Source organism: Acidithrix sp. C25, assembly GCF_904848545.2.
In genome coordinates, this window is record NZ_CAJHCI020000003.1 from 354,083 (window position 1) to 374,547 (window position 20,465).

The 20,465-nt window shown below is 46.5% G+C and carries 17 protein-coding genes; 10 read left to right on the forward strand and 7 right to left on the reverse strand.

Annotation, left to right across the window (positions count from 1 at the left end; translation table 11 throughout):
• The first annotated feature begins 60 nt into the window (after window positions 1–60).
• A complete protein-coding gene (locus ACIDITHRIX25_RS000000100655; protein WP_201731956.1) occupies window positions 61–729 on the forward strand; it encodes a DsbA family oxidoreductase in 669 nt (222 codons plus the stop codon).
• A gap of 2 nt (window positions 730–731) precedes the next feature.
• Here the strand turns inward: ACIDITHRIX25_RS000000100655 and ACIDITHRIX25_RS000000100660 are convergent, their stop codons facing one another.
• Window positions 732–2,108, reverse strand: coding sequence for an acyl-CoA carboxylase subunit beta (locus ACIDITHRIX25_RS000000100660; RefSeq protein WP_201731957.1), 1,377 nt, complete (start codon window positions 2,106–2,108; stop codon window positions 732–734).
• Window positions 2,109–2,242: 134 nt separating this feature from the next.
• Window positions 2,243–3,481, reverse strand: coding sequence for an NAD(P)/FAD-dependent oxidoreductase (locus ACIDITHRIX25_RS000000100665; RefSeq protein ID WP_201731958.1), 1,239 nt, complete (start codon window positions 3,479–3,481; stop codon window positions 2,243–2,245).
• Between the two features lie 360 nt (window positions 3,482–3,841).
• Here ACIDITHRIX25_RS000000100665 and ACIDITHRIX25_RS000000100670 point away from each other — a divergent pair, with 360 nt between their 5' ends.
• The 5 genes from ACIDITHRIX25_RS000000100670 (at window position 3,842) to ACIDITHRIX25_RS000000100690 (ending at window position 9,098) form a co-directional block, all read left to right on the forward strand.
• A complete protein-coding gene (locus ACIDITHRIX25_RS000000100670) occupies window positions 3,842–4,942 on the forward strand; it encodes a lysylphosphatidylglycerol synthase transmembrane domain-containing protein (RefSeq protein WP_213333475.1) in 1,101 nt (366 codons plus the stop codon).
• On the forward strand, window positions 4,932–5,372 hold the full coding sequence (locus ACIDITHRIX25_RS000000100675) for a hypothetical protein (RefSeq protein ID WP_201731960.1): 441 nt from the start codon (window positions 4,932–4,934) through the stop codon (window positions 5,370–5,372). The genes ACIDITHRIX25_RS000000100670 and ACIDITHRIX25_RS000000100675 overlap by 11 nt, the downstream gene beginning before the upstream one ends.
• Before the next feature lie 427 nt (window positions 5,373–5,799).
• Window positions 5,800–8,379, forward strand: coding sequence for a penicillin acylase family protein (locus ACIDITHRIX25_RS000000100680; RefSeq protein WP_201731961.1), 2,580 nt, complete (start codon window positions 5,800–5,802; stop codon window positions 8,377–8,379).
• 34 nt (window positions 8,380–8,413) lie between these two features.
• A complete protein-coding gene (locus tag ACIDITHRIX25_RS000000100685) occupies window positions 8,414–8,824 on the forward strand; it encodes a hypothetical protein (RefSeq protein ID WP_201731962.1) in 411 nt (136 codons plus the stop codon).
• An 88-nt stretch (window positions 8,825–8,912) separates the two neighbouring features.
• Window positions 8,913–9,098, forward strand: coding sequence for a hypothetical protein (locus ACIDITHRIX25_RS000000100690; protein WP_052607232.1), 186 nt, complete (start codon window positions 8,913–8,915; stop codon window positions 9,096–9,098).
• Between the two features lie 25 nt (window positions 9,099–9,123).
• Here ACIDITHRIX25_RS000000100690 and ACIDITHRIX25_RS000000100695 read toward each other — a convergent pair whose 3' ends face one another.
• Window positions 9,124–9,957, reverse strand: coding sequence for an HDOD domain-containing protein (locus tag ACIDITHRIX25_RS000000100695; RefSeq protein WP_213333476.1), 834 nt, complete (start codon window positions 9,955–9,957; stop codon window positions 9,124–9,126).
• A gap of 1,837 nt (window positions 9,958–11,794) precedes the next feature.
• Between ACIDITHRIX25_RS000000100695 and ACIDITHRIX25_RS000000100700 the strand changes: the two genes are divergently transcribed.
• On the forward strand, window positions 11,795–12,940 hold the full coding sequence (locus tag ACIDITHRIX25_RS000000100700) for an EAL and HDOD domain-containing protein (RefSeq protein WP_349632175.1): 1,146 nt from the start codon (window positions 11,795–11,797) through the stop codon (window positions 12,938–12,940).
• A gap of 125 nt (window positions 12,941–13,065) precedes the next feature.
• Here ACIDITHRIX25_RS000000100700 and ACIDITHRIX25_RS000000100705 read toward each other — a convergent pair whose 3' ends face one another.
• The 4 genes from ACIDITHRIX25_RS000000100705 to ACIDITHRIX25_RS000000100720 are packed head-to-tail and all read right to left on the reverse strand — an operon-like array spanning window position 13,066 to window position 16,630.
• Window positions 13,066–13,767: a response regulator transcription factor gene (locus ACIDITHRIX25_RS000000100705; RefSeq protein ID WP_201731965.1), complete on the reverse strand. Its 702-nt coding sequence runs from the start codon at window positions 13,765–13,767 to the stop codon at window positions 13,066–13,068.
• Window positions 13,706–14,920: a sensor histidine kinase gene (locus ACIDITHRIX25_RS000000100710; protein ID WP_201731966.1), complete on the reverse strand. Its 1,215-nt coding sequence runs from the start codon at window positions 14,918–14,920 to the stop codon at window positions 13,706–13,708. The genes ACIDITHRIX25_RS000000100705 and ACIDITHRIX25_RS000000100710 overlap by 62 nt, the downstream gene beginning before the upstream one ends.
• Window positions 14,921–14,931: 11 nt before the next feature.
• Window positions 14,932–15,705 (reverse strand): ABC transporter permease, encoded by a 774-nt coding sequence (locus ACIDITHRIX25_RS000000100715; protein WP_052607237.1) that lies wholly within the window; start codon window positions 15,703–15,705, stop codon window positions 14,932–14,934.
• 16 nt (window positions 15,706–15,721) lie between these two features.
• On the reverse strand, window positions 15,722–16,630 hold the full coding sequence (locus ACIDITHRIX25_RS000000100720) for an ABC transporter ATP-binding protein (protein ID WP_052607238.1): 909 nt from the start codon (window positions 16,628–16,630) through the stop codon (window positions 15,722–15,724).
• 303 nt (window positions 16,631–16,933) lie between these two features.
• Between ACIDITHRIX25_RS000000100720 and ACIDITHRIX25_RS000000100725 the strand changes: the two genes are divergently transcribed.
• The 3 genes from ACIDITHRIX25_RS000000100725 (at window position 16,934) to ACIDITHRIX25_RS000000100735 (ending at window position 20,375) form a co-directional block, all read left to right on the forward strand.
• The gene (locus ACIDITHRIX25_RS000000100725; RefSeq protein ID WP_201731967.1) at window positions 16,934–17,071 is read left to right on the forward strand and encodes a hypothetical protein; all 138 of its coding nucleotides are present in this window, start codon (window positions 16,934–16,936) and stop codon (window positions 17,069–17,071) included.
• Window positions 17,072–17,421: 350 nt separating this feature from the next.
• Complete coding sequence (locus tag ACIDITHRIX25_RS000000100730) at window positions 17,422–17,946, forward strand: MarR family winged helix-turn-helix transcriptional regulator (RefSeq protein WP_052604570.1); 525 nt, start codon at window positions 17,422–17,424, stop codon at window positions 17,944–17,946.
• Between the two features lie 83 nt (window positions 17,947–18,029).
• On the forward strand, window positions 18,030–20,375 hold the full coding sequence (locus ACIDITHRIX25_RS000000100735; protein ID WP_052604569.1) for an MMPL family transporter: 2,346 nt from the start codon (window positions 18,030–18,032) through the stop codon (window positions 20,373–20,375).
• Window positions 20,376–20,465: the final 90 nt, after the last annotated feature.

Below are 20,465 nucleotides of genomic sequence, written 5' to 3' on the forward strand. Positions count from 1 at the left end.
TTGCCTTTGTAGATTTGGTTCTCACCTAAATTTTGTCAATTGAGAACGCTAAGGAGAAAAGTGAAGGCATCGGAGATAGAACGTGTCGAATTTTTTTACGACCCAATGTGCCCATTTGCCTTTGCAACATCTCTTTGGATGCGGGAGGTCGCCCATCACTATGGATTATCGATCGACTTTCGATTTTTTTCTTTAGAAGAGATCAATTTGGAGAAGGGCAAGAAGCACCCCTGGGAGCGTGATTGGTCTTTTGGATTCTCCCTGATGAAGGTGGCAGCACTCGCTAAAAAGTTAGATCCTAAATTGGCTGATGACTTTTACTTTGAGGTTGGCTCCGCAATACATCTCAGGGGTGAACCTATTCACACCCTGGAAGCTGCTACTCGGTTCGCAGGGAAGGTGGGGATTGACTCCGAGCTTGTGCTTTCATCTATCCATTCTCAAGAGGCAATCGACATAGTGCGAAAAGATCATGATTTTGTACGTGAGGCCCACGGCGCATTTGGCGTGCCTACCATTACCTTCAATGGTGACCATACCTTCTTTGGGCCAGTCGTATTTCCCCCGCCCAAAGGTCAAAAGGCTCTCGATCTCCTTGATATGGTGTGTCTGTTTGTCTCTGTTGACAATCTCTATGAACTCAAGAAGCCGCGCAATGCTAGCGATGACGCTGAACTCGCACAGAGGCTAAAGCCCTATCTCTCGGCCCGAGTATGGAAGAGCATCTAAAGCTACATCGGTGAGTTGGCATGTTTTGCCATGCGGATACTCTCTTTTTTGGCTATAATTAGTTCCAGCGCCAAAGCTATGGATTTGCGCGTATCTCTGGGTTCGATGACTTCGTCGACAAAGCCCCGTTCGGCAGCTATGTATGGAGTGAGATATCTAGCCTGATAATCCTCCTGATACTGGGCTCTTTCTTGGTTGGTTGCTCGTCTCATTAGTATTTGGGCTGCCCCTTGTGCGCCCATAACGGCGATTTCAGCCGATGGCCATGCGAACACTACGTCTGAACCCATTCCCTTGGAATCCATCACGATGTAAGCACCCCCATATGCTTTTCTTAAAATCAGGCATATCCTCGGAACTCCGCAAGCTGCATATGAAAAGGCAAGTTCGGCGCCATGGCGAATCATTCCTCGCCATTCGACGTCTTTCCCCGGCAGAAAACCTGGGGTATCCTCCAATGATATTAGCGGTAGGTTAAAGGCATCGCAGAATCTTACGAACCGAGCACCTTTTTGTGAGGCTGGAATGTCTAAGGTGCCAGCGAGGACTCGTGGTTGATTGGCTAGTATTCCTACAGCATGACCGCCTATTCGAGCTATCCCCGTAACTAGCTGGGGTGCCCAAAGTGGACGAAGTTCGAGAAAATATTCGTCGTCAACGATTTCAGAGATTATGTCCCTAACGTCGTATGATCCAGTGGGCGAGTTAGGGATCAACGATGTCAAAGAGTCGCATAATCGCCCGACTGGGTCATTCGTTTCAATCACTTGGGAGACGTAGTTTGTAGAACGTGGAAGAATTGAAAGAATCTCTTCCACCTGTTCTTTCATCTCCTGCATGTTCTGGGCTTCAAGATGGCTAACTCCAGTTTTGGTGGCTAGTGTGTAGGAGCCACCAAGGTCAACGGCAGCGACTTCAACACCTGTGTATCCTTTTACCATCTCTGGACCAGAGACAAAGGCATAGGAGTCCGGTGTGGAGATCACAATGTCAGCCAGACCAAGCAATAGTGCGGGTCCGCTAACTGCAGGGCCAAATAGTCCGGCTAAGATTGGCACAACGCCAGAGGCTGCCGCGAGTTCCCTAGCGGCTCGCCCCCAACCATTTAGTGCAGCAATTCCGTCATGTATTGACGCTCCAGATGTCGATAGATAAAGAACAATTGGGAGCTCGTTTTTAACTGCTACTTTGATTGCGTTAGCGATCTTGATGCCGTCTTCTTGGGTTAGGGCTCCTCTGTTTGGCGCTGGAATAGATGAGATAACCATTGCCGGCCTACCTGCTATGGTTTCGATCCCAGTTACGGTGCTTCCGGGAATTCTAATTCCTAATCCGAATTGTGGTTGGGACCGAGATGTCTCATTTCTATCCAAGATCATTCGTCTTTGTCCTTGCCTGTTCTTTTAGTTTTCAAAAAATGAAACTTATTTAACGAGATTCTAGGCCATCTGAAGCGAACCGGAATCTGTCATTTTGAATTGGTCTATCAAGTCTTGTATCGCCGTTTTGACCTTCAGGCTAGCTTGGAGCTCATTATTGCTTGACTGGCAAGTCGTCCGGACTTCAATGCTCCATCGATGGATGGATTCTGGAGATAGTCGCCAGCTAGAAAAGTTCTTTGAGATACATTCAAAAAGTATGGGTCGCCAACGTTTCCAGAGCTAAAAACTACAGGTAAAGCGTCTTTGATTTCGTAGCTTCTTATGTGGCTAAGCTCGTTTTTTTCAATTCCTAGGACTATAGCAATCTGATCACTTATTACATCTGGGTCCATATCTGGCTTTAGGGTAGATGCCGAGATTAGATGGACACCTTTTGGTGCATAGCTTTTTGAAATCGCATCGAGTTGAACTACGGTTGCCAAATCTATCTCGGGCATTCGTGGTATTACTACGGTTGGCTCATTTGAAAGTTCTATCTCGGTTGCAAAATAGTGGCACGCAACGCTTCGATAGTTCACCTTGGCGTTGTTGCCCAGAAGAAGGTTTGCTTGATCTGGTTTTGTAGCGACTACCACAAAGTCATGGGGACGCTCGCTTCCATCTTCTAGGGTAATCGATCGGTCCGACACGGATCTTACCTTTGAGTTGAGATGGATATCTTCTGGTTCGATATTTGATGCGATCTGACTTGGTATCTCAGCCATTCCAGTATCTGGAATTACGCTATGGCCAGTTAGAAAGTTTGAAAGAGTGAATAATAACATTCGGTAGGAGGTGCTGAGGTCGTCCTCTAAAAAGACACCCTTGAAGAATGGTCTGAAATATCGGTTGATTACCGAGGCGGAGACGCCAGCTTTTTGTAGATAACCAAGCGAAGACTGCTCTTTCATGTAGAAGTAAGAGTCCCGCCGCCCTTTGAGAAGGTCAAAGGCGATTTTCGCAAGGGGATATAACTCTCCAATCGAAAAGGATTTGACCAGATTGACTGCATCGATAAGATCCCGGGATGATTCGGGAAACTTCATCAACTCCTGAGAACCATTCGAATCTACGAAGTGGACACCTTTGGTAAATGGTTTTAGGTTGATTTTAGAGGGATCAACAATTCTGCGAAAGTCAGGATATGAATCTATTAGGATTTGAAAGCCGCGATCTAAGTAAAAACCCTCTACTGAATCTGTGGCTACAATTCCTCCGATCCGGTCGCTTGCCTCGAAGATCGAGATATCGAAGCCATTTTGTTTGAGGTAGAAGCCGGCAGACAGCCCAGCCAAACCACCTCCAACGATTGAAATCTTTTTACTGATCACGCTCAAACATCCTAAATTTACTCTTGGCTCTATTTCTGGTTCTTTTAAGAGGTTAGCCTAGGGTGGGAAAATGCCTTTTTGACTCTCGAGTCAACAGAGAGTAATTCTCTCATGAGCTAGAGACGCTAATCCAAAAGGCGACACTGGGCCAAGAAAATATCCCATATTCTTTTGTGGCGAGATTGATTTGTCGATGTAATTATTGATGTGAGTGCCTAGGGGTGCTTTTGGTCTTCCAAGGTTTAGTTAATACTTGGTCGTTACAATGGCTATATTGCCAAAGTAACTAAGCTCCATTAGCGCAGAAGCCTTGAGACTTTGCCTCTGGTGGTCTCTTTAGAGAGTGATGAATTGCATTCCTTGAAGACAAATAATTCGGCGCGATCATCCAATGGGATTCGTGGTTTGAAGTCGAATCGTCGAGCTCGACGGATTCTTGGTTCGGCCTTTGCCATTGGGGTTTTGGCCTTTGGTGTCTATGTAATCAGTGGGCAGTCTGGCGAACTTGGGGGCTCTCTCGAGCTGATTGAGTCTGCGCAGTGGCCATATATAGTTCTAGCGATCTTCGCAGAAGGTGCTTCCGTGCTGGCCTTTGGCATCTTTACGATTTTGCTTTTACGAACCCGTCTTTTACGAACTGGCTTTTTCCATCCTGTAGCGATCTCGATAGCTACGACCACCATCAACAATTGCGTTCCTGGAGGCACGGCCTTTTCTTCGATCTACAGTTTTCGTGAATATCGCCAAATGGGGGCCGATTCGATCTTCGATAGTTGGGTGATAATCTCCACCAATCTTCTTTCAGGCGCTGGATTGGCTGTTCTTGCTTTGATCGGAGTCTTTGATTCGATTAGAAGTTCGGAGTTCTTGGATCTCATTTTGGTAATTCCTGGAGTGTTGGTCGTAATGGTTGGCCTCTCTTGGCTGATATCTTCACCCTCGATTTTGATAAAGATAATTAGACCATCTCTGGGGTTGACATACAGACTTATTCGCCTACCAAGAGGAGGCATAGGGGAAGTAGATGCGCTCTGTCAATCCTTTCAAGAGACGCGGCCAACGCTGAGACGAGTCTTACTGGCGACATTTGTTGCAACCTTGAATTGGGTGTTTGATGCGAGTGTTCTCGTGCTTGCATACTATGCCATCAATCAATCGATTCCCTGGCGAGGCTTGCTTCTCGCCTACGGTGCAGGACAGCTGGCAGCGAATTTGCCGATTACACCGGGCGGACTAGGAGTGGTGGAGGGGAGTCTTTCCATAGCGCTAGTCGCCTATGGGGGCGCTCAAGAGTCGGCGGTAGCAGCGGTTTTGATCTATCGCTTGATAAGCTTTTGGATGACGATTCCAATTGGCTGGGGCGCATACCTTTGGACTTCCTTTGCACGGCGGCGAAGTTCAACTCCAATAGCTGAATCTTTGCCCGTTGAAATTTTAAATGGTGATCTAAATGAGAGTTAGATTTCAAGTTGGCTCTAAGGCGCGGCTTCTTGGAGCGGCAAGTTTACTTTCTTTAGCTTTGCTTTTGTCATCCTGTGGGGGTGCATCGGCTGGGTTGGGCACGTCTTCTGCATCGTGTTTTGTGGCGTTACCGGCCTCATTTCATGTGGCGGGTAAAAATGCGCACCTCTTAGGGGTCAAACTTCTCCCATACAATATCGTGAGGCGGTTTGAGAAAAGTCTTGGCAAGGGTGCAGGATCTCACGTCTGCGTTGTTGCTTTTCAACTTCCAGATGCAAATTCGAAGTTCTCTATAGTAAAGGAGAAAGATCGAGTTCTTGGAAATTTCGAAATCGTAATCTATACCTTGGCGCAATCTAAAGTTCTAGCTATCCGACATCCAAAGTCGCTTCCTTATAAGTTTGCCCATTCATTTTCGTTTCTAATTTAACGCTCATATGCCCGGTTGAAGGTATGACGGCAATTGGCTAGAACTGAGCACTCCTAGATATGGTGACTATTGATTAGGTATCTGTCGTGAGTTAAAAGCGCCTAGCAAATTAGTTGACCTTAGGGCTTTAAAGTTTTTAACTCTCGTTTTTGTATCAATGGGCCATAATGGGCTGGGCCTATGATTTGGCTTAGCCATGTGGGTGCTTGGCCCCGAATTGACTGATTGAGTTGTCAACCACCTCTTTAAAATCTAATTCTGGGGGCAACGGGCCAGCAAAAGAATGGTATGTTCATGCAGTGGATCGATTTGATTACGCCTTGGTGTGAAGTGGTCGTTCGAACCACAAGGGATTGAGAATTTCCTTTGGGGTAGATCTTTGAAAGAGTGCCGGAAGTTCTTGAATTTTTTAGGAAAGTAGTAGAAGTTGTCTATAAGCAAGAATAAGGGGCGTGCTATTGCCAAGCTTATTGTGGCAACGCTAGTTCTTGTTGTAACCATATCCCTGGGAATCTCAGGTTATGGAACGGTTCCATCTCTTGGAAATACATTTAATCCTTTTCTAGGGGTTTGGACTATGGCCAATAATGCAAAACCTCCTGTTACGCAGACGCTTCGCCTCCCCGGATTGAACTCGGCCGTAACTGTAGCATTTGATGCCAACGGAGTACCCACCATAAATGCCAGTTCTGACCATGATCTCTTTGAAGCAATGGGTTATATTCATGCCCACTTTCGTCTTTTTGAGATGGATCTACTCCGCAGAGAGGCTTCGGGAACTCTGACTCAGATAGTTGGCAACAGCGCTCTGTCCAACGATGAACTTGAGCTGACCTTGGGATTGAATCGAACCGCTGCAGCTGAGTGGAAGAAGATAGGGAGCAAGTCGGCTTTGGGCAAGGATTTGCTTGCCTATGCCGCGGGGGTCAATTATCAAATTTCGCAGTTCAAGTCCAATCGCAACCTGCCTGCGCAATTCAAACTTCTGAAGTACACCCCAGCAAATTGGACGCCGATCGATTCGCTCTTGATTGAAGGGGATTTGACCCAGGTTTTAGATTTCAATGTAACCTCAATCGACTATCAGTTATTAGAGAAGTCATTGGGCTACACCAAGACAATGGCGCTCTTTCCAGTGGTAGCAAACAACCCTCAGGCACCGTATGATTTGGGACCATATAAGAAGGCACCACTCTCGCCGATTACACAGGTCATTCCTGGGACAACCCCAAATTCGACAGGTCGAGCTATCGCGGCTAAGACGGTCATGAACAAACCTAAGAAGCGATCGTCGGTCAAGCTTTCAGCTACTTCTTTGAAAAATGTGGATCTATCGATTCTCAATTGGGTCAATTCGTCCCAGCCCTTACTCAAAAGTGTTGGCGGCAACTCGAATAATTGGGTTGTGGACTCCACTAAGTCGGCTAATGGACATGCGATGATCGCCGGAGATCCGCATTTGCACCAGTCTTTGCCCTCGGTTTGGTATCAGATGGTTGCATCTTCTCCCACTATTGATATCTCCGGCGTTGGAATTCCAGGTCTGCCGGGAATTTTAATTGGTCATAATAAAAATATTGCCTGGAGCTTAACTAATACCCAAAATCAAGCAACCTTTTTTTATCAAGAGGTGACATCGCCAAGTCGACCCGGTGAGTATTTCTGGAAATCCAAGTGGCGAAAGATGAATGTAATTAATTACAAGATTCCACTTAGGGGTGGTGGCTACAAGAGTTACCAAGTTCGTCTGACTGTACACGGTCCGATACTCTCAAAATTTGGCATTTCAGATTCGGTCTATTGGACGGGTGCACTTCCCTCGGGAGATCTAAGCGCCATGATTGGTGTCTGGAGATCTAGCAACTTTAGTCAATTTCGCAATTCACTCAAGACTTGGCTCGCCCCCACACAGAACTTTGCTTACGCAGATGTCCATGGGAATATAGGAATTGTGGCTCCTGGCATCTATCCTCAGGTGAAAGCGGCGAGACCTTGGCTGCCTCTCTCTGGAAATGGCTCAAACGATGTAGTGGGTACTATACCTTATTCCCAAGTTCCAATGGTCTATGATCCACCTACGCACTTTGCATTTTCGGCCAATCAGCGCGAGGTTACCTCAAAGTATCCATATTACATAGGAACCTCAGCTAACTTTTTTTCCAACGGATTTAGAGCTCGCACCATAAAGAAAGTTCTGTCAAGTACGAAAAAAGTGACGATGGCTCAAATGGAGGCACTCCAGTCGAACAACGTTGATTTACTTGCTAGTGAGATTGTGCCGCTGATTAAGGGTGCTGTTGCTTCTTCGAATCCAAGTGGCGCATTCACACTATCGCCACTCTACAAACAGTATTTGTCGAGTCTTGAGAAGTGGAATTATTCGATGGACACGACTTCTTCTGCGGCAACGATTTGGTGGTACTTCCTCCAGAATTACATGACAGATACCTTTGGAGGGTTATGGTCTCGTTCTGGAGTACCAACGGCCAAGGATCCAAATTTAGTAGTGGGAACTCCCTCGACTGCACTTGTCGAAGATATAGAGGCTGCTTCTTTACACCCTTCCTCTACGGGAATATTTAATACCTCGATTACTTCGGGCCAGAGCAGGAACAAGATCATCTTCAAAGCTTTCGTCCAGACCGTGACGCAGCTTGACAAGGCCTATGGCAGTTCTTTGTCAGCTATCGAGTGGGGAAAGGTTCATAAACGCGAGTTCGTCTCATTGGCTCAAGTAAAGCAGTTCTCTTATGGGCCGTTCCCAGGCGCAGGTGACTCCTGGACTGTAGATGCAGCCGATGGGAACCTATTGAGCACTGCCGGTCCGAGTTGGCGAATGGTCGGCGAATTGGGAGTTAAGTTCGTTGGTATTATTCCAGGTGGCCAAAGCGAGAATCCTATATCACCGCTATATTCCAACCAGGCTTTAGCGTGGCGTCAAGGTCGTTATCTGCCAATGGTTCCAACCTCTGCGAGCTCGGCGATAGCGCTTTGGACGCTTCGATGACCACTATGTTCGCATTTTATTGGAAGGTAGTTCAATGATTGATCCATCCATAGTCCAGAAAAAGTCATCAAAGCTGCAATATCTGATTGTCGGAACTTTGACGGCAGTGATGGTTCTTATATCAATCTCGGGCCTTTGGGGGCTGACAATAGTGCTGGGCCTGATCTTTGGGTTGGTCAAGCTACGTCGTGGATATCGCTATCTGATCTACGCATCGACAGTCTCATTTCTTTTGGAGATGCTCTTTAAGGCTTTGATGGGGCTTGACGTTATTGGCAACGCAAGGGCAGTAGCTGAACTTGTTGGGTTAGGCTCCTTGTTTATTATTCCTTTTGTTATCTCTATTTTGGTTGGGGTGATCTTCGTTTCGGCTGGGTACTTTTTTGGCCACTCGATTAGGGCCTTTTTTTTAGAGGTGACCCGCTGGAGCTTCTTGCAGCGATGAATGATTTTTTCAATTGCTTGTGTAGTTCCAAAGGAATTCACAGGCTTTGGAGATATGATAATTTTTATTCAATAGATAAGGAGCAAAGATGCGAATCGCTAAATTTGCCGGAATTGGTGCGGCTGCACTAGTAGCTATATTGGCTATAAATTGGGTACTTCATCTCATGACATCGCTATTTTTTGGCTTTGTACTGGTGGTTGTAGTGGTTGGCGCTGGATTTTTTGTCTCAAAGACGAGAAGAGGATCTTCTAAGGGGTCCAGAAACATTTAATATTTTTGCAATGCTTGCCATCAGGCTAAATTACCAAAAGTCCTAATGTGGTGTCAGAGATGCCTAGTGTCTCGATAGCCTTAGTCCTTGCCTCAATTGCAAGGTCAAGGGCGTCATTTATATCCATACCCATCGGAAGCAATAGATCCGATGGCATTGCCTCAGGGCTCATGGTTCGAAGGCTAGACAGCCTGGCCCCTCCGGCCACGCTCCTTGAGAGTGGATCGGTCGCGATTTGAAAATCACGATGGTGAGCGATCGCTGCTATTACGTCAGGCGAAAAGTGGAGGCGTTTCATCAGTTCTGCTGCTAAATGGCAGTGGTCTATGCCGAAGAGTTCTATCTCCATTGACTTTATCTTTTGTATGGTTCGGGCATTTGCGGTGTTTTTGCATTCTGATAGGATAACTTCGTATCCGCTTGGATCGATGTGGGCCATGACGATCTCTCCCGCATTGTGGAGCAGTCCAGCGCTGAATGCACTTGTAGAGTCCTCTCGATAGCGTCTAGCGAGGTTAGAAGATCCATAAGCTACGCTCAAAGCATTAGACCAGTCTGACCATTTTAGAGGTGCTACGTGGTCAACGATGGTCATTGCCGACAAGGCTTCCAGCGTGGATAGCCCCAGGCGACAGATGGCAGTCGGAAGGTGATTGGTGGCGTTGGCTCTTTTGTAGTGCGGAGAGTTCGCCATTGAAATTAGTTGTCTCGAAAACGAAGGGTCTTCCTCGATAGCCGAAGCTATTTCACCGACCGAGATATCAGTGTCTAGGAGCAGTTCAAGCACGGCTGCCCCAGTGCTTTCACTGGAAGTAACGTTGTCAAATTGATCGATTAGTTCATCGAGTGATGGCGGCACATCGAACTCCTTGTTGGGTTGCTTCAAATTTTTCCTATGATCTAATCGTCATCCAAGCGTCTTCAAATTAATTTTTTTTTGACTCTTTTGTCAGCATTTATGGGCCATCGACCGATGATGATGGTACGCTCGGGTCAATAACATTTTGACTGTTTGTCTAAATCGAACAGCGCTCCCTTCGAGAGTCTGTTACAGGATGGTTTCTGCAGTAGCAAATTACCAAAGCTGGCCCGTATCGATTGCGAATTTGTTATTTTTGTTCCTGCTAGATGAAGGTAACGGGTAGTTGAGCAGGGCCTATTTGGAAGATTGCTGTGCTTTGGCACGAGCTTTCGGGCGAAAGTGTATTTGAGTGTTGTTTGACTCCCGGCATCGCCATCTCGCTTGCTGAGCGCAAAGACAACTTGGGCAGATTTTAAGATCGGTGATTTTCGCATTGATTAGCTCAAGGTGACTTGTTCTAGAGAATCTACTTTGATGAATAGATTTTTTATTCGAAAAGCGCCATCTTTTCAATCGAGCACCAGATAGATGCGTGCCTGGAACTCGTTTTTTAAGAAGAAAAGGGCCACCTCTTAGACGACGATAGTTAAATTGATCGAATCCCTTCATCTTTATCTGGACCCATTGGTTCGCATCTTTGGGGTTGGCTGTTTAGCACCGGTTGACCCCGACTCGCCGTGAATATCGATCGATGGTTTTTGCTATGCTCGGCAGTTGCCAAAAAGTCTTTATTTATAAGATTATGCCTACACTTATGACCGATTGGTCGGTTAGAGGTGGCTCTGATTGAGGAGATTTTATCGATTTCTACATAGGAATATGTTTCATTGCGTGTATTTAGGAGGAGTTTTTCTTGCTACATTTCGCTTCAACCTAAGAACTAGTATCTAATTACTGACCTAATAATTACTTTTTAGTTTTAGGTATTTTTGCTTTTAGCAATTATCAAGATTGGTTTGCTTGTTACTATTTTCTAGATTATTAGACATTATGGTTTGCTAGTTTATTTGGGACGGAGGCGATATTGGGTTCATAAGCCATTTGTGTTGACTTTAAATCGGTTAGATAGGTTAGCTTGTTGGCCATGGTGACGCCAGACTTTGCTGAATATCGAAATGATAATGTGCCCGTCCGGCCCCTTTTGCTATCTTGATATCTTTTTGTATGCAACGTCGGCGACGTCAAAGAGCTTTTAAACTTTCGATTTTGTGTTCAATAAAAAGGATTCATGACCGAGAGCGCGCCAAATATATATGCTGCCTTTACTGTATGGTATATTTGTTCATCTTCAATGTAGCACCGCAAAATTACCCCAAAGCCAAATTGCACGAGAATTGATTTAGAGGTTTAAGCCGCTAAGAAGTTCGACATGGTCCGATATATGACCGATCATTTTGAATCATGTCATTTGAAGATGGCTTTGAACAAATCCTTTTGGAGGCCAAGGCATTTATTATTCCGCCTAAATTTTTAGTGACTTTTATTCGGGAGTTCCGTGGATGACAAACTTTTTTTGATGTATATGGTTTTAATATCATTTATGAAACTGCTTTATTTGCCGATAAATTCACATATGGAGTTGGGTCTTCAAAGTCTCGGTAGTTCCGATGTTCGTTGTAAGAAAGTTGTATTTTTGGGATTAATTTTGGAATGCGATGAAGTTAGACCGTAAGGTTTGGTTGACAATGAACAAATGGATAGTTTTGCACATGCGCATATGGACCAGACGGCCGTGAGTAATGAATCGATACTGGCGCGTCAGCCTATATTTGATCGACTCCTTGAAGTTGTTGGGTATGAATTGTTGTTTCGGGGGAGGCTGAAAGGAAGCCCTATGGCTTCTCAAGACAAAGGGGACCTAATGACGGCTCAATTGATGGTCGATGCTTTTGTCCTGGGAATCGAACGGATTACCGGTGAGGCACTTTTGTTTCTCAACGCCGATCATCGCATCATAGCAGGGGAGGTGCCTATAGTTTTCCCCCCGGATCGTACTGTGCTCGAGATCCCTCGGACAATTCTACAAGACGATGAATTGGCTATAGCGTTACGTAGACTTTCGAACGAAGGTTTTTTACTAGCTCTAGATGATTTTGAGTGGTTCGATGGTGTAGAGAAGCTCCTGGAGGTTGTGGATTTTATTAAGGTGGATATTCAAAGGTGGAGTGATGACGAGATTACAGAGCTGATTAGGGTAGCTAAAAGATTCCATATCAATACCATCGCCTTAAAGGTGGAGACCTGGGAAGAACTAGAGAGATTCACTGAAATGGGTTTTAGCTTTTTTCAGGGTTATGTCCTTTCGAGGCCCCAGCTAATTGAAGGAAGGACTCTTGCTCCAGCGAATCTTACCAATATTCGTCTAGCAGCGGAACTCAATAAACCCGCTTCGACTTTAGATGAGGTTGCGTGCATTGTCCAGAGAGATCCGGCCTTAGCCTATAGGGTTCTTCAAGGTGCGAGCGAAGGATCATTTTACGGTATGAAGCGATCGATTAGATCTCTAAATGAGGCGATTGCTTTGCTGGGCTGGAGAAGGTTGCAGACCTGGGTTACCTTGATGCTTTTGGTGGAGCCCGCGAACATACCCGATCAGCGTATTGCGACTGCGCTTATTAGAGCTCGCCTTTGCGAGCAACTAGCAATCTTCGTAGATCCAGAGCTAGCCAATGCTGCATATACAACTGGTCTGCTTTCAAGTCTCGACCTTTTGCTGGGGGTGCCGGTGCAGGAGGTCCTGGCTGGTCTGCCGATTGATCCAGAGGTTGCTTCAGCAGCTCTATTCCTTGAGGGTGATCTGGGCAAGATTTTGGCTGAGGCAGAATTTCTCCAGCTCGGATTCTTGGGCAGCGGCGAACTCGAGGATGATTTTGCTAGCCAACACAATATCCCTATCTCAAAGTTGCAACTGGTCTATTTAGATGCTGTAGAGTGGGGCGACCAGATGACGAGGGCGCTGGTCTCCTCCCTTTTAGCGTGAGACGGGCAAGATCGGCGACCGCTTTGGAGATAGCGATGGTTTGGGACGAGCCTTTTGTGCCATCGAAAGTCATTCATGGAATTCAATAATCAGTTTTTATCGTTTATTGATAATCCTGCTGGTATTCATTTCTCTCCGGGACGTATGATTCCGAGTTCGTAGGCCATTACGACGGCTTGAACACGATCCCTAAGACCGAGTTTAGCTAAAAGGTGAGATACGTGACTTTTTACTGTGGTTTCAGAGACAAAAAGTCTTTCCGCAACTTCTGAATTCGACATTCCTTGCGCTAGAAGTTTTAGGACTTCCATCTCACGAGCGCTTAGACCTTCTATCGCACGATTTGCAATCACTTCATCTTGTTGGGGGACTCGGACCATTTCAAGGACCAATCGGGTTATCTCTGGAGCTAGGGCGGCATCTCCAGCAGCTACTGCTCGAACAGATCTCACTAATTCTTGGGGAGTGGCATCCTTTAAAAGGAAGCCACTTGCACCTGCACGAAGTGCGCCTATGACGTATTCATCAAGATTGAAGGTAGTAAGAATTAGAACTTTGGTATCTTTTATTTGCCGTGTTGCCTTGAGGCCGTCCAAAATGGGCATTCTTATGTCCATGAGTGCAATATCTGGATGATATGTTTCGCACAACGATACCGCCGTGGCTCCGTCACCAGCCTCTGCGACAACCTTGATATCTTCCTGGGCCTCTAAGATCATCCTAAATCCCGACCGCATGAGGGGCTGATCGTCTGCTATGACCACTTTAATCAACTTGTTCTCCCTTTTTGGAAAGTGGAATCTGAGCTTCGACTCGAAAGATATCATCGGATGCATATCCTGCATCGAGAGAGCCGTTGAACAGGTTTACACGTTCTTTCATTCCAGCGATTCCATGGCCATCGCCCCCTAGGTGGTGGCGAAACGGTCCGTAGTTTTCTATTGTTATGGCAAGTTCCTTGCCTCGATATTCGACCTCTACAAAACCACTTACTCCGATACCGTACTTTACGATATTGGTTAGAGATTCTTGGACTACCCGGAAGACCGTTGTTCCTAGGGTCTCTGATAAATCTATCGCTTGGCCCTTTATTCGATAGTTGATCGCGTAACCGGCATCGTTCGCTCGGCTAACTAGAGCTTCTATCTCGTGTATTCCGGGTGCTGGCGAGAGAGGTAGTATTGAATTTTCTCGGTCATTTCGAAGTACATTGAGCATGCGGCGCATCTCAGACATAGCTCCTCGCCCGGTATCTGCAAGCTGATCAAGCGAATCCCTAAGTGGAGATGCAGGCGGTAGCGACTCCCTGATCGCACCTGCTTGGACTATCATTAGCGAGACGTGATGAGCTACTACATCGTGGAGGTCTCGGGCGATTCTAACCCTCTCATCATTTACAGCTTGAGCGGCTAAAAGCTCTCTTTCTCTTTCTAGCTGCGCCGATCTGTCTCGAAGTTCTTTAACGTAGGCTTGATTTGTCCCAATCCAAAGTCCAAATGATGAAACCGGAACAACGATTGAGAGTGCGGCTAAGGCGCCTCTTACCAAATAGTGACCAATGCCTAGTGCTACCGAATCAATAAAATATGCCACGGTAACTACCGCAGCCATCACGATGATCTTCTTTGGTGGCTTAAGGACCGAAAAGGCGAAGATTCCAATAAGAAGTGGAATTGGATAGACCGTCTGGTATTGAGATGATCGTTCTATTACTGTAAAGATTAAGACGATGGCCACCGTAAAAGTTGGCCATCGTCGAGATAGCGAAAGTAGGGCAATGCCGATCAACCCCGCCATTGAGTAGATGACTACCACAGTTTGCTTAGTGGAGGGCACCGATCCAAGCTCGTGAAACATAATTGCGACGTTCACGATCATCAAAAAGGCGATCAAAGCGCCGAAAGCGATTGTCGATCGGCGCTTTCCATTCCCAATGAGGTAGGGCGATCTAGATAAGATCTTGTCGGTTGAAATTCCCATTGTTTAAGATGCTAGGCATCCATTCTGACAGTTCGCACCGCGCCTAGCCCCAGCACGACTGCTGACCATACTATAAGAACTATCACGGCTGTTATAACGCCTTCATTGATTGGAACCGAAAATGGTCCGCCTCGAGCCGAGTTGAGCGCATGTTGAGCAACCAAAGGTAGCGCCTTCCTGGATGACCCAAGAAAAGTGATCGCTGCAATTAGTCGTTGAGCAAAGAGTACCCAAACTAACAGAACCCCAACTGTGATGGATCGTGAGAGTGTGAGGCTCGCAAAGCCGAGCGAGAGGGTGAGATAAAAGATCGTCACCGCAATTGTCACTATTGCATTCCTAAAGAAGTCACCGGCTGTTGGGTTGGGAAGATTACCGTGGAAGATAATCGTTCCAACTATACCCAAGGCGAGGGCGGCGATGAGAAATGGCAGGTAAAACAGAATTGCTCCAGCCACTCGAGCTAAATAGAGCGAAGTCCTGGATCGTCCACTTGCCACAAGATCACGAAATACCCCCGAGCTTTCGTCGCTTGATCCGGCATATGCCCCGATGATAATCGCTGCAGTCGAACCTATGAAGGTTAGAATCGTGATTAGGTTATGGAAATTGCTGGTCCCACCAGCTGGGCCATGTGAAGTCGAGTTGTAGAGGTGTAGCCCCTCTGCGACTGCGAAGTCGACGATGACAACGCCAACCGTGAGGAGTAGAGCAGTTAAAAATTGCCCTCGGTTCCGACGAAGTTTAAGTACCTCCGAGGAGACCATCTTTCTTAGAAACCACATTTGTTAATCTTTCTTTCTAGTGAATTCCCATATTTGAGGTAATCGACAGGAACTCGTCTTCGAGAGTCTTGCGAGTCGGTGAGAATTTTTCTACTAATACGCCCGCCAATACCAGATCCGAGTTGACCTGCGATGGCTTTACCTCGGGGTTGAGCTCAAATTTCAGTTGGTTTTTCCCAACTAACTCGACGCTCGAAACATAGGAGAGGCGGGAGAGTACGCTAAGGGCACCTTCGCTGTCTCCGACCTCTATCTCAACTTCGCCCGATGGATTTCCGAACATCTCGGAGAGATTTCCCTGGCGGATGATTTGCCCTTGGTCCACGATTGAGACAGCATCACACGTCTTTTCAATCTCATCAAGTAGGTGAGAAGAGATGACAACCGTTCTGCCCTCGCCAACAAATGCTCGAATCAGAAGTCTAAATTCCATTATTCCAGCAGGATCCAGGCCGTTCATTGGCTCATCTAGAATCAAGAGCTCGGGGTCAGTCAATAGGCATCGAGCAATTCCTAGACGTTGTCGCATCCCCAATGAATACGACTTAACCTTGTCTTTTGATCGTTCGCCCAGGCCGACCCGTTCGAGCGATTCCCCGATTCGTTTCTCCGCTTCGGGTCCGCGGACTGCTGCAGCGATGCGTAGGTTTTCTAGCGCTGTCATATATTCGTGGAACCGAGGTTCCTCTACGATTGCTCCAACCTTAGCAAGTGCCAGAGAGCGGTGTTCGGGGACTTTTTCGCCTAGCATCCACATCTGCCCGGATGTGGATGGCGTAAGACCAAGCAGCATCCTTATCAGAGTGGTCTTTCCTGCGCCATTGGGGCCAAGATAGCCAAAGGCGACGCCTCTAGGTATCGTAAGATCAACGGAGTTAACTGCGATCTTGTCACCATATTTTTTAGTGAGACCTTCAGTTCTCACTGCAAAGTTGTTTTCCATGTTAGATAAGTAAAGTCGCCATTTTTGATTCGACCAATGATCCAAGGGATGATTTCAGGGCTCATCCGAAAGTTGTGGTTCGATAAGTTGTGGTTCGATAAGTTGTGGTTCGATAAGTTGTGGTTCTACCAGGCTTTTCGATAGTCCTCGCTCACTCTTAGATGACCATAGATGACCATAGATGAATAGTTCGTGCCCCTAGGCGGGCAGACATGGTAACTCCGGCATCTTTGTTTACCCCAGGTTCTGGCCTATTAGATCTAAACAAGTCGATGCGAATTGGAGATGGCCAAAGAAAACAGAATCGGCCTTGTGGCATCTCCCCTTTGCAATTGGCTCTTGTTCTTGTTAGTTGGAATCGCAGTGCTAAAAGGTGGTCTACAACTTTTGGATGACAGACAAATCGTTCTTAGAGAGATCTAAATGGCGATCGGTGATTCTTGCTATCACTTCTGTCGATTTATTGTTAGTGGTGATTTAGCATGATTTTGTTTAGTTGAACATCCATGTAGTAGTTCAGAGTCAATAGAGTTGGTTTGAGGTGGTCTGAGTTGACTTCCTTCAAATCACCTAGTGATCATTTTCTCGTCTCGCCAAGGCAAAGATTATTGTAACTCCGGAAATTATTTTGAACCTAATATAGTTTTGTTATTTGAAGTAATTAATGATTAGACATACATCTTTCAACTCAAGACCTTTGGACGAATGGCCAAGTAGGCCCCTTTGGGGTTGAGTGAAGTTGGAATATTACCAAAAAGAGAGGGAAATAAGTTTTGCCCGAGGGAAACAATCTTTCAGGAAATCCTTTTGAGGGTGAGACTGAACGCGATGCTAGGCCGTTCGAGCTTCTGTCTAGGATGTCGGGCGTGTTGAAAACTCTTCGGGATACCAACATAAAAGAGATAGTAGGAGATGTTCCAGAACCTTCGCCTCGTCACATTATTGCACTCTCTCATATCGTGATATTCCAGCCAATCTCAGTCTCTGACCTAGCGGTACATCTTCACGTCTCTTTGGCTACCACTTCGAATCTGGTGAGCCAATTGAGCAATGGAGGGCTGGTGGATCGAACTGAAGACCCCAACGATCATAGACGGACGTTGGTAACGCTTTCTAAGGATAAAGGAACTGTAGCTGCACAATTGATTCATCAGCGAATGGAACCGATCATAGGCGGCATCAACAAGATGGGAAATGATCGATTTCGAATGTTATGTGAACTTTTGGATGAACTTTTGGAAGGGATAGAGTCGAATCCACGCAATCCTACGGTGTTGGATCGGGAGGTGGAGACTTGACAATCCAGGGTAGATAGTTGTTTTTGGATTATCGATTATTCGCCAAATTTTAGAGTGAGTCATCATTTGCTAATAGGAGTAATATGCAAAAATTTTTTAGAGGCTTAGGCCATTTTTCGGTAAAGTATCGATGGTTTATCATTGTCTTTTGGATCGCTGGCACTTTTGCATCGATTCAGTTCTTGCCGTCGCTTGGTTCGGTGGTTACCAATTCCAATAGGGCATTTCTTGCATCTAGCTCTCCCTCGATACAGGCCGCTAATTTAGCGTCGCCATTTCTAAACTCCAACGACTCCCAGGTCATAGTGGTTGCACAGACTAGTCAAAGTAAACTTTCCCCAACAGATAGGGCTGCATTTGTTGCCGTTCTGGCTTCGATGAAAAAGGAGCCGACAGTACTTTCGGTTAAGGTGGCAGGGGTTTCGCCTGACCAACGTGCTATCCAGGGAGTGATAATCTCAAAGACTGGTCCATTTGGTGCCACGGGTCTAAAGACACTAGTGGGCAACCTGCGTTCTGCCATCAAGGCAACACCTGTCCCGAGTGACCTTTCTGTTCACTTGGCAGGACAGACAGCGGTTACTGTTGATTCAAACTCCGGTAACAGCGCTGGTCCAAGCAATGCTCAGAACTACTCAGTTCTGCTGGTTGTAGTTATTCTTCTCATTGTCTTTCGTGCTGTGTTGGCTCCGTTTGTAACCCTGCTTCCAGCTGTATTCGTAGTACTAGCTGGAGGTCCAATTATCGCGGAGGCCTCCAAAGCTGGATTTACGGTATCATTTGTCACCCAGCTTCTCTTTATTATTTTGATCATCGGTGCCGGAACTGATTACGGTCTTTTCTTGGTCTTTAGAGTGCGGGAAGAGCTTCGTCGCGGACTAGAGCCTAAAGCTGCCGTATCTAGGGCGCTTGAGAAAGTCGGAGAATCTATTACCTTCTCTTCGGCGACGGTTATCGCAGCGCTTTTGTCCTTGGTGACTGCCTCTTTTGGCTTCTATCGGGGCCTCGGCTGGCCGCTAGCTATCGGCGTTGCTCTGATGCTGATCGCAGGCCTTACTCTATTGCCAGCGATTTTAGCGGTTCTGGGTCGCGCCGTCTTTTGGCCAACCTCGACTCGTCCTGGAGAACCAAAAGTAGGACTCTGGGGACGGATTGCAGCGAGGGTTGTAACTAGGCCTGTAACTACATTGATCATAGGTCTCGTTATCTTTGGTTCTTTGGCGGTTGCATCATTTGGCAATTCGCCATCTGGGTTTGCCTCGGCAAGCACCGCTCCTAAGGGCTCTGACTCTTACTATGGTACTCAAATCCTAAACAAGGAGTTCCCTTCATCGAGCTTCAATCCGACGGAGGTAATCTTCAAGTTCAAGAGATCGGTTTGGTCAAATCTATCCAATATAGAGGCTATGCAAACCGATCTTTCGCACCAGTCGACCTTAAAGTCTGTGTTTGGTCCCTTCAATGTGTTAGCTACCAAATTTAGCGCAAGCCAGCTAAGTGCACTGAATGCACAGTTGGGTTCACCAGCTGGACTGCCAGCCATAGAACCGGCAAACCTATCAATTCCTCCGAAGGTATATCAGGCGTATCGTAGCGAGTATCAGTTCATCTCCAAAGATGGAAGAACCATTTTATTCGTAACAAGTCTGAGCGCTGGAAATGCAGCTTCGACCGCTGCGCTGAATGCTACACCGTTGATTCGCTCTCAGGTGGGAGCGGTTGCGAATAAGTTCGGGGCTGAAAAATATGGAGTTGCTGGTCTAGCTCCAGCGGCATACGATATTGCATCTTCGTCGAGTTCGGATCTTGTCAAGATTGTTCCAGTGGTCATCATCATTATTGGTGTTCTGCTAGCTTTAGTTCTACGAAGTGGTGTGGCGCCTCTTTATCTGATGATCTCCGTCATTCTCTCGTATCTTGCCGCACTTGGGGCTGACGTTATTGTCTTTATCTACTTCGGCGGAAATAGCGGACTCAACTTTGTCTTACCCTTCCTATTATTCCTCTTCCTATTAGCACTGGGAGAGGACTATAACATCTTGGTTATGACAAGAATCCGCGAAGAGGCCCAACATAGAGATCTTCGCTCTGCAGTGAAGGTCGCCCTAAATGCTACTGGGTCGACTGTGACATCGGCGGGAATGGTCCTAGCTGGTACCTTTGCGGTTTTGGCTCTCGCCCAACTAGGAAATTCCCAGGTAGAAGAGATTGGCTTTGGCCTTGCTCTTGGAATCGTTATGGATACCTTTTTGGTCCGAACTCTCTTGGTCCCTAGTGTTGTGGTCCTTTTGGGTCATTGGAATTGGTGGCCATCTCATCTTTTCAAGGAATCACACTCTGACCTCGAGGCTGCTAGGTGGGAGGCTGAGCAAGCTGAAATGGATAACCCAAATGAACCAAGCGGCGATGTGACTATCGGCGTGAAGTAAGTTAGCTCTTTGACCAATAGTCTCGGCTTTGTTGCTCATTGGATGATGCGATGGAGCCGAGACTATTTTCATCTCAAAAAGGCGGGATTT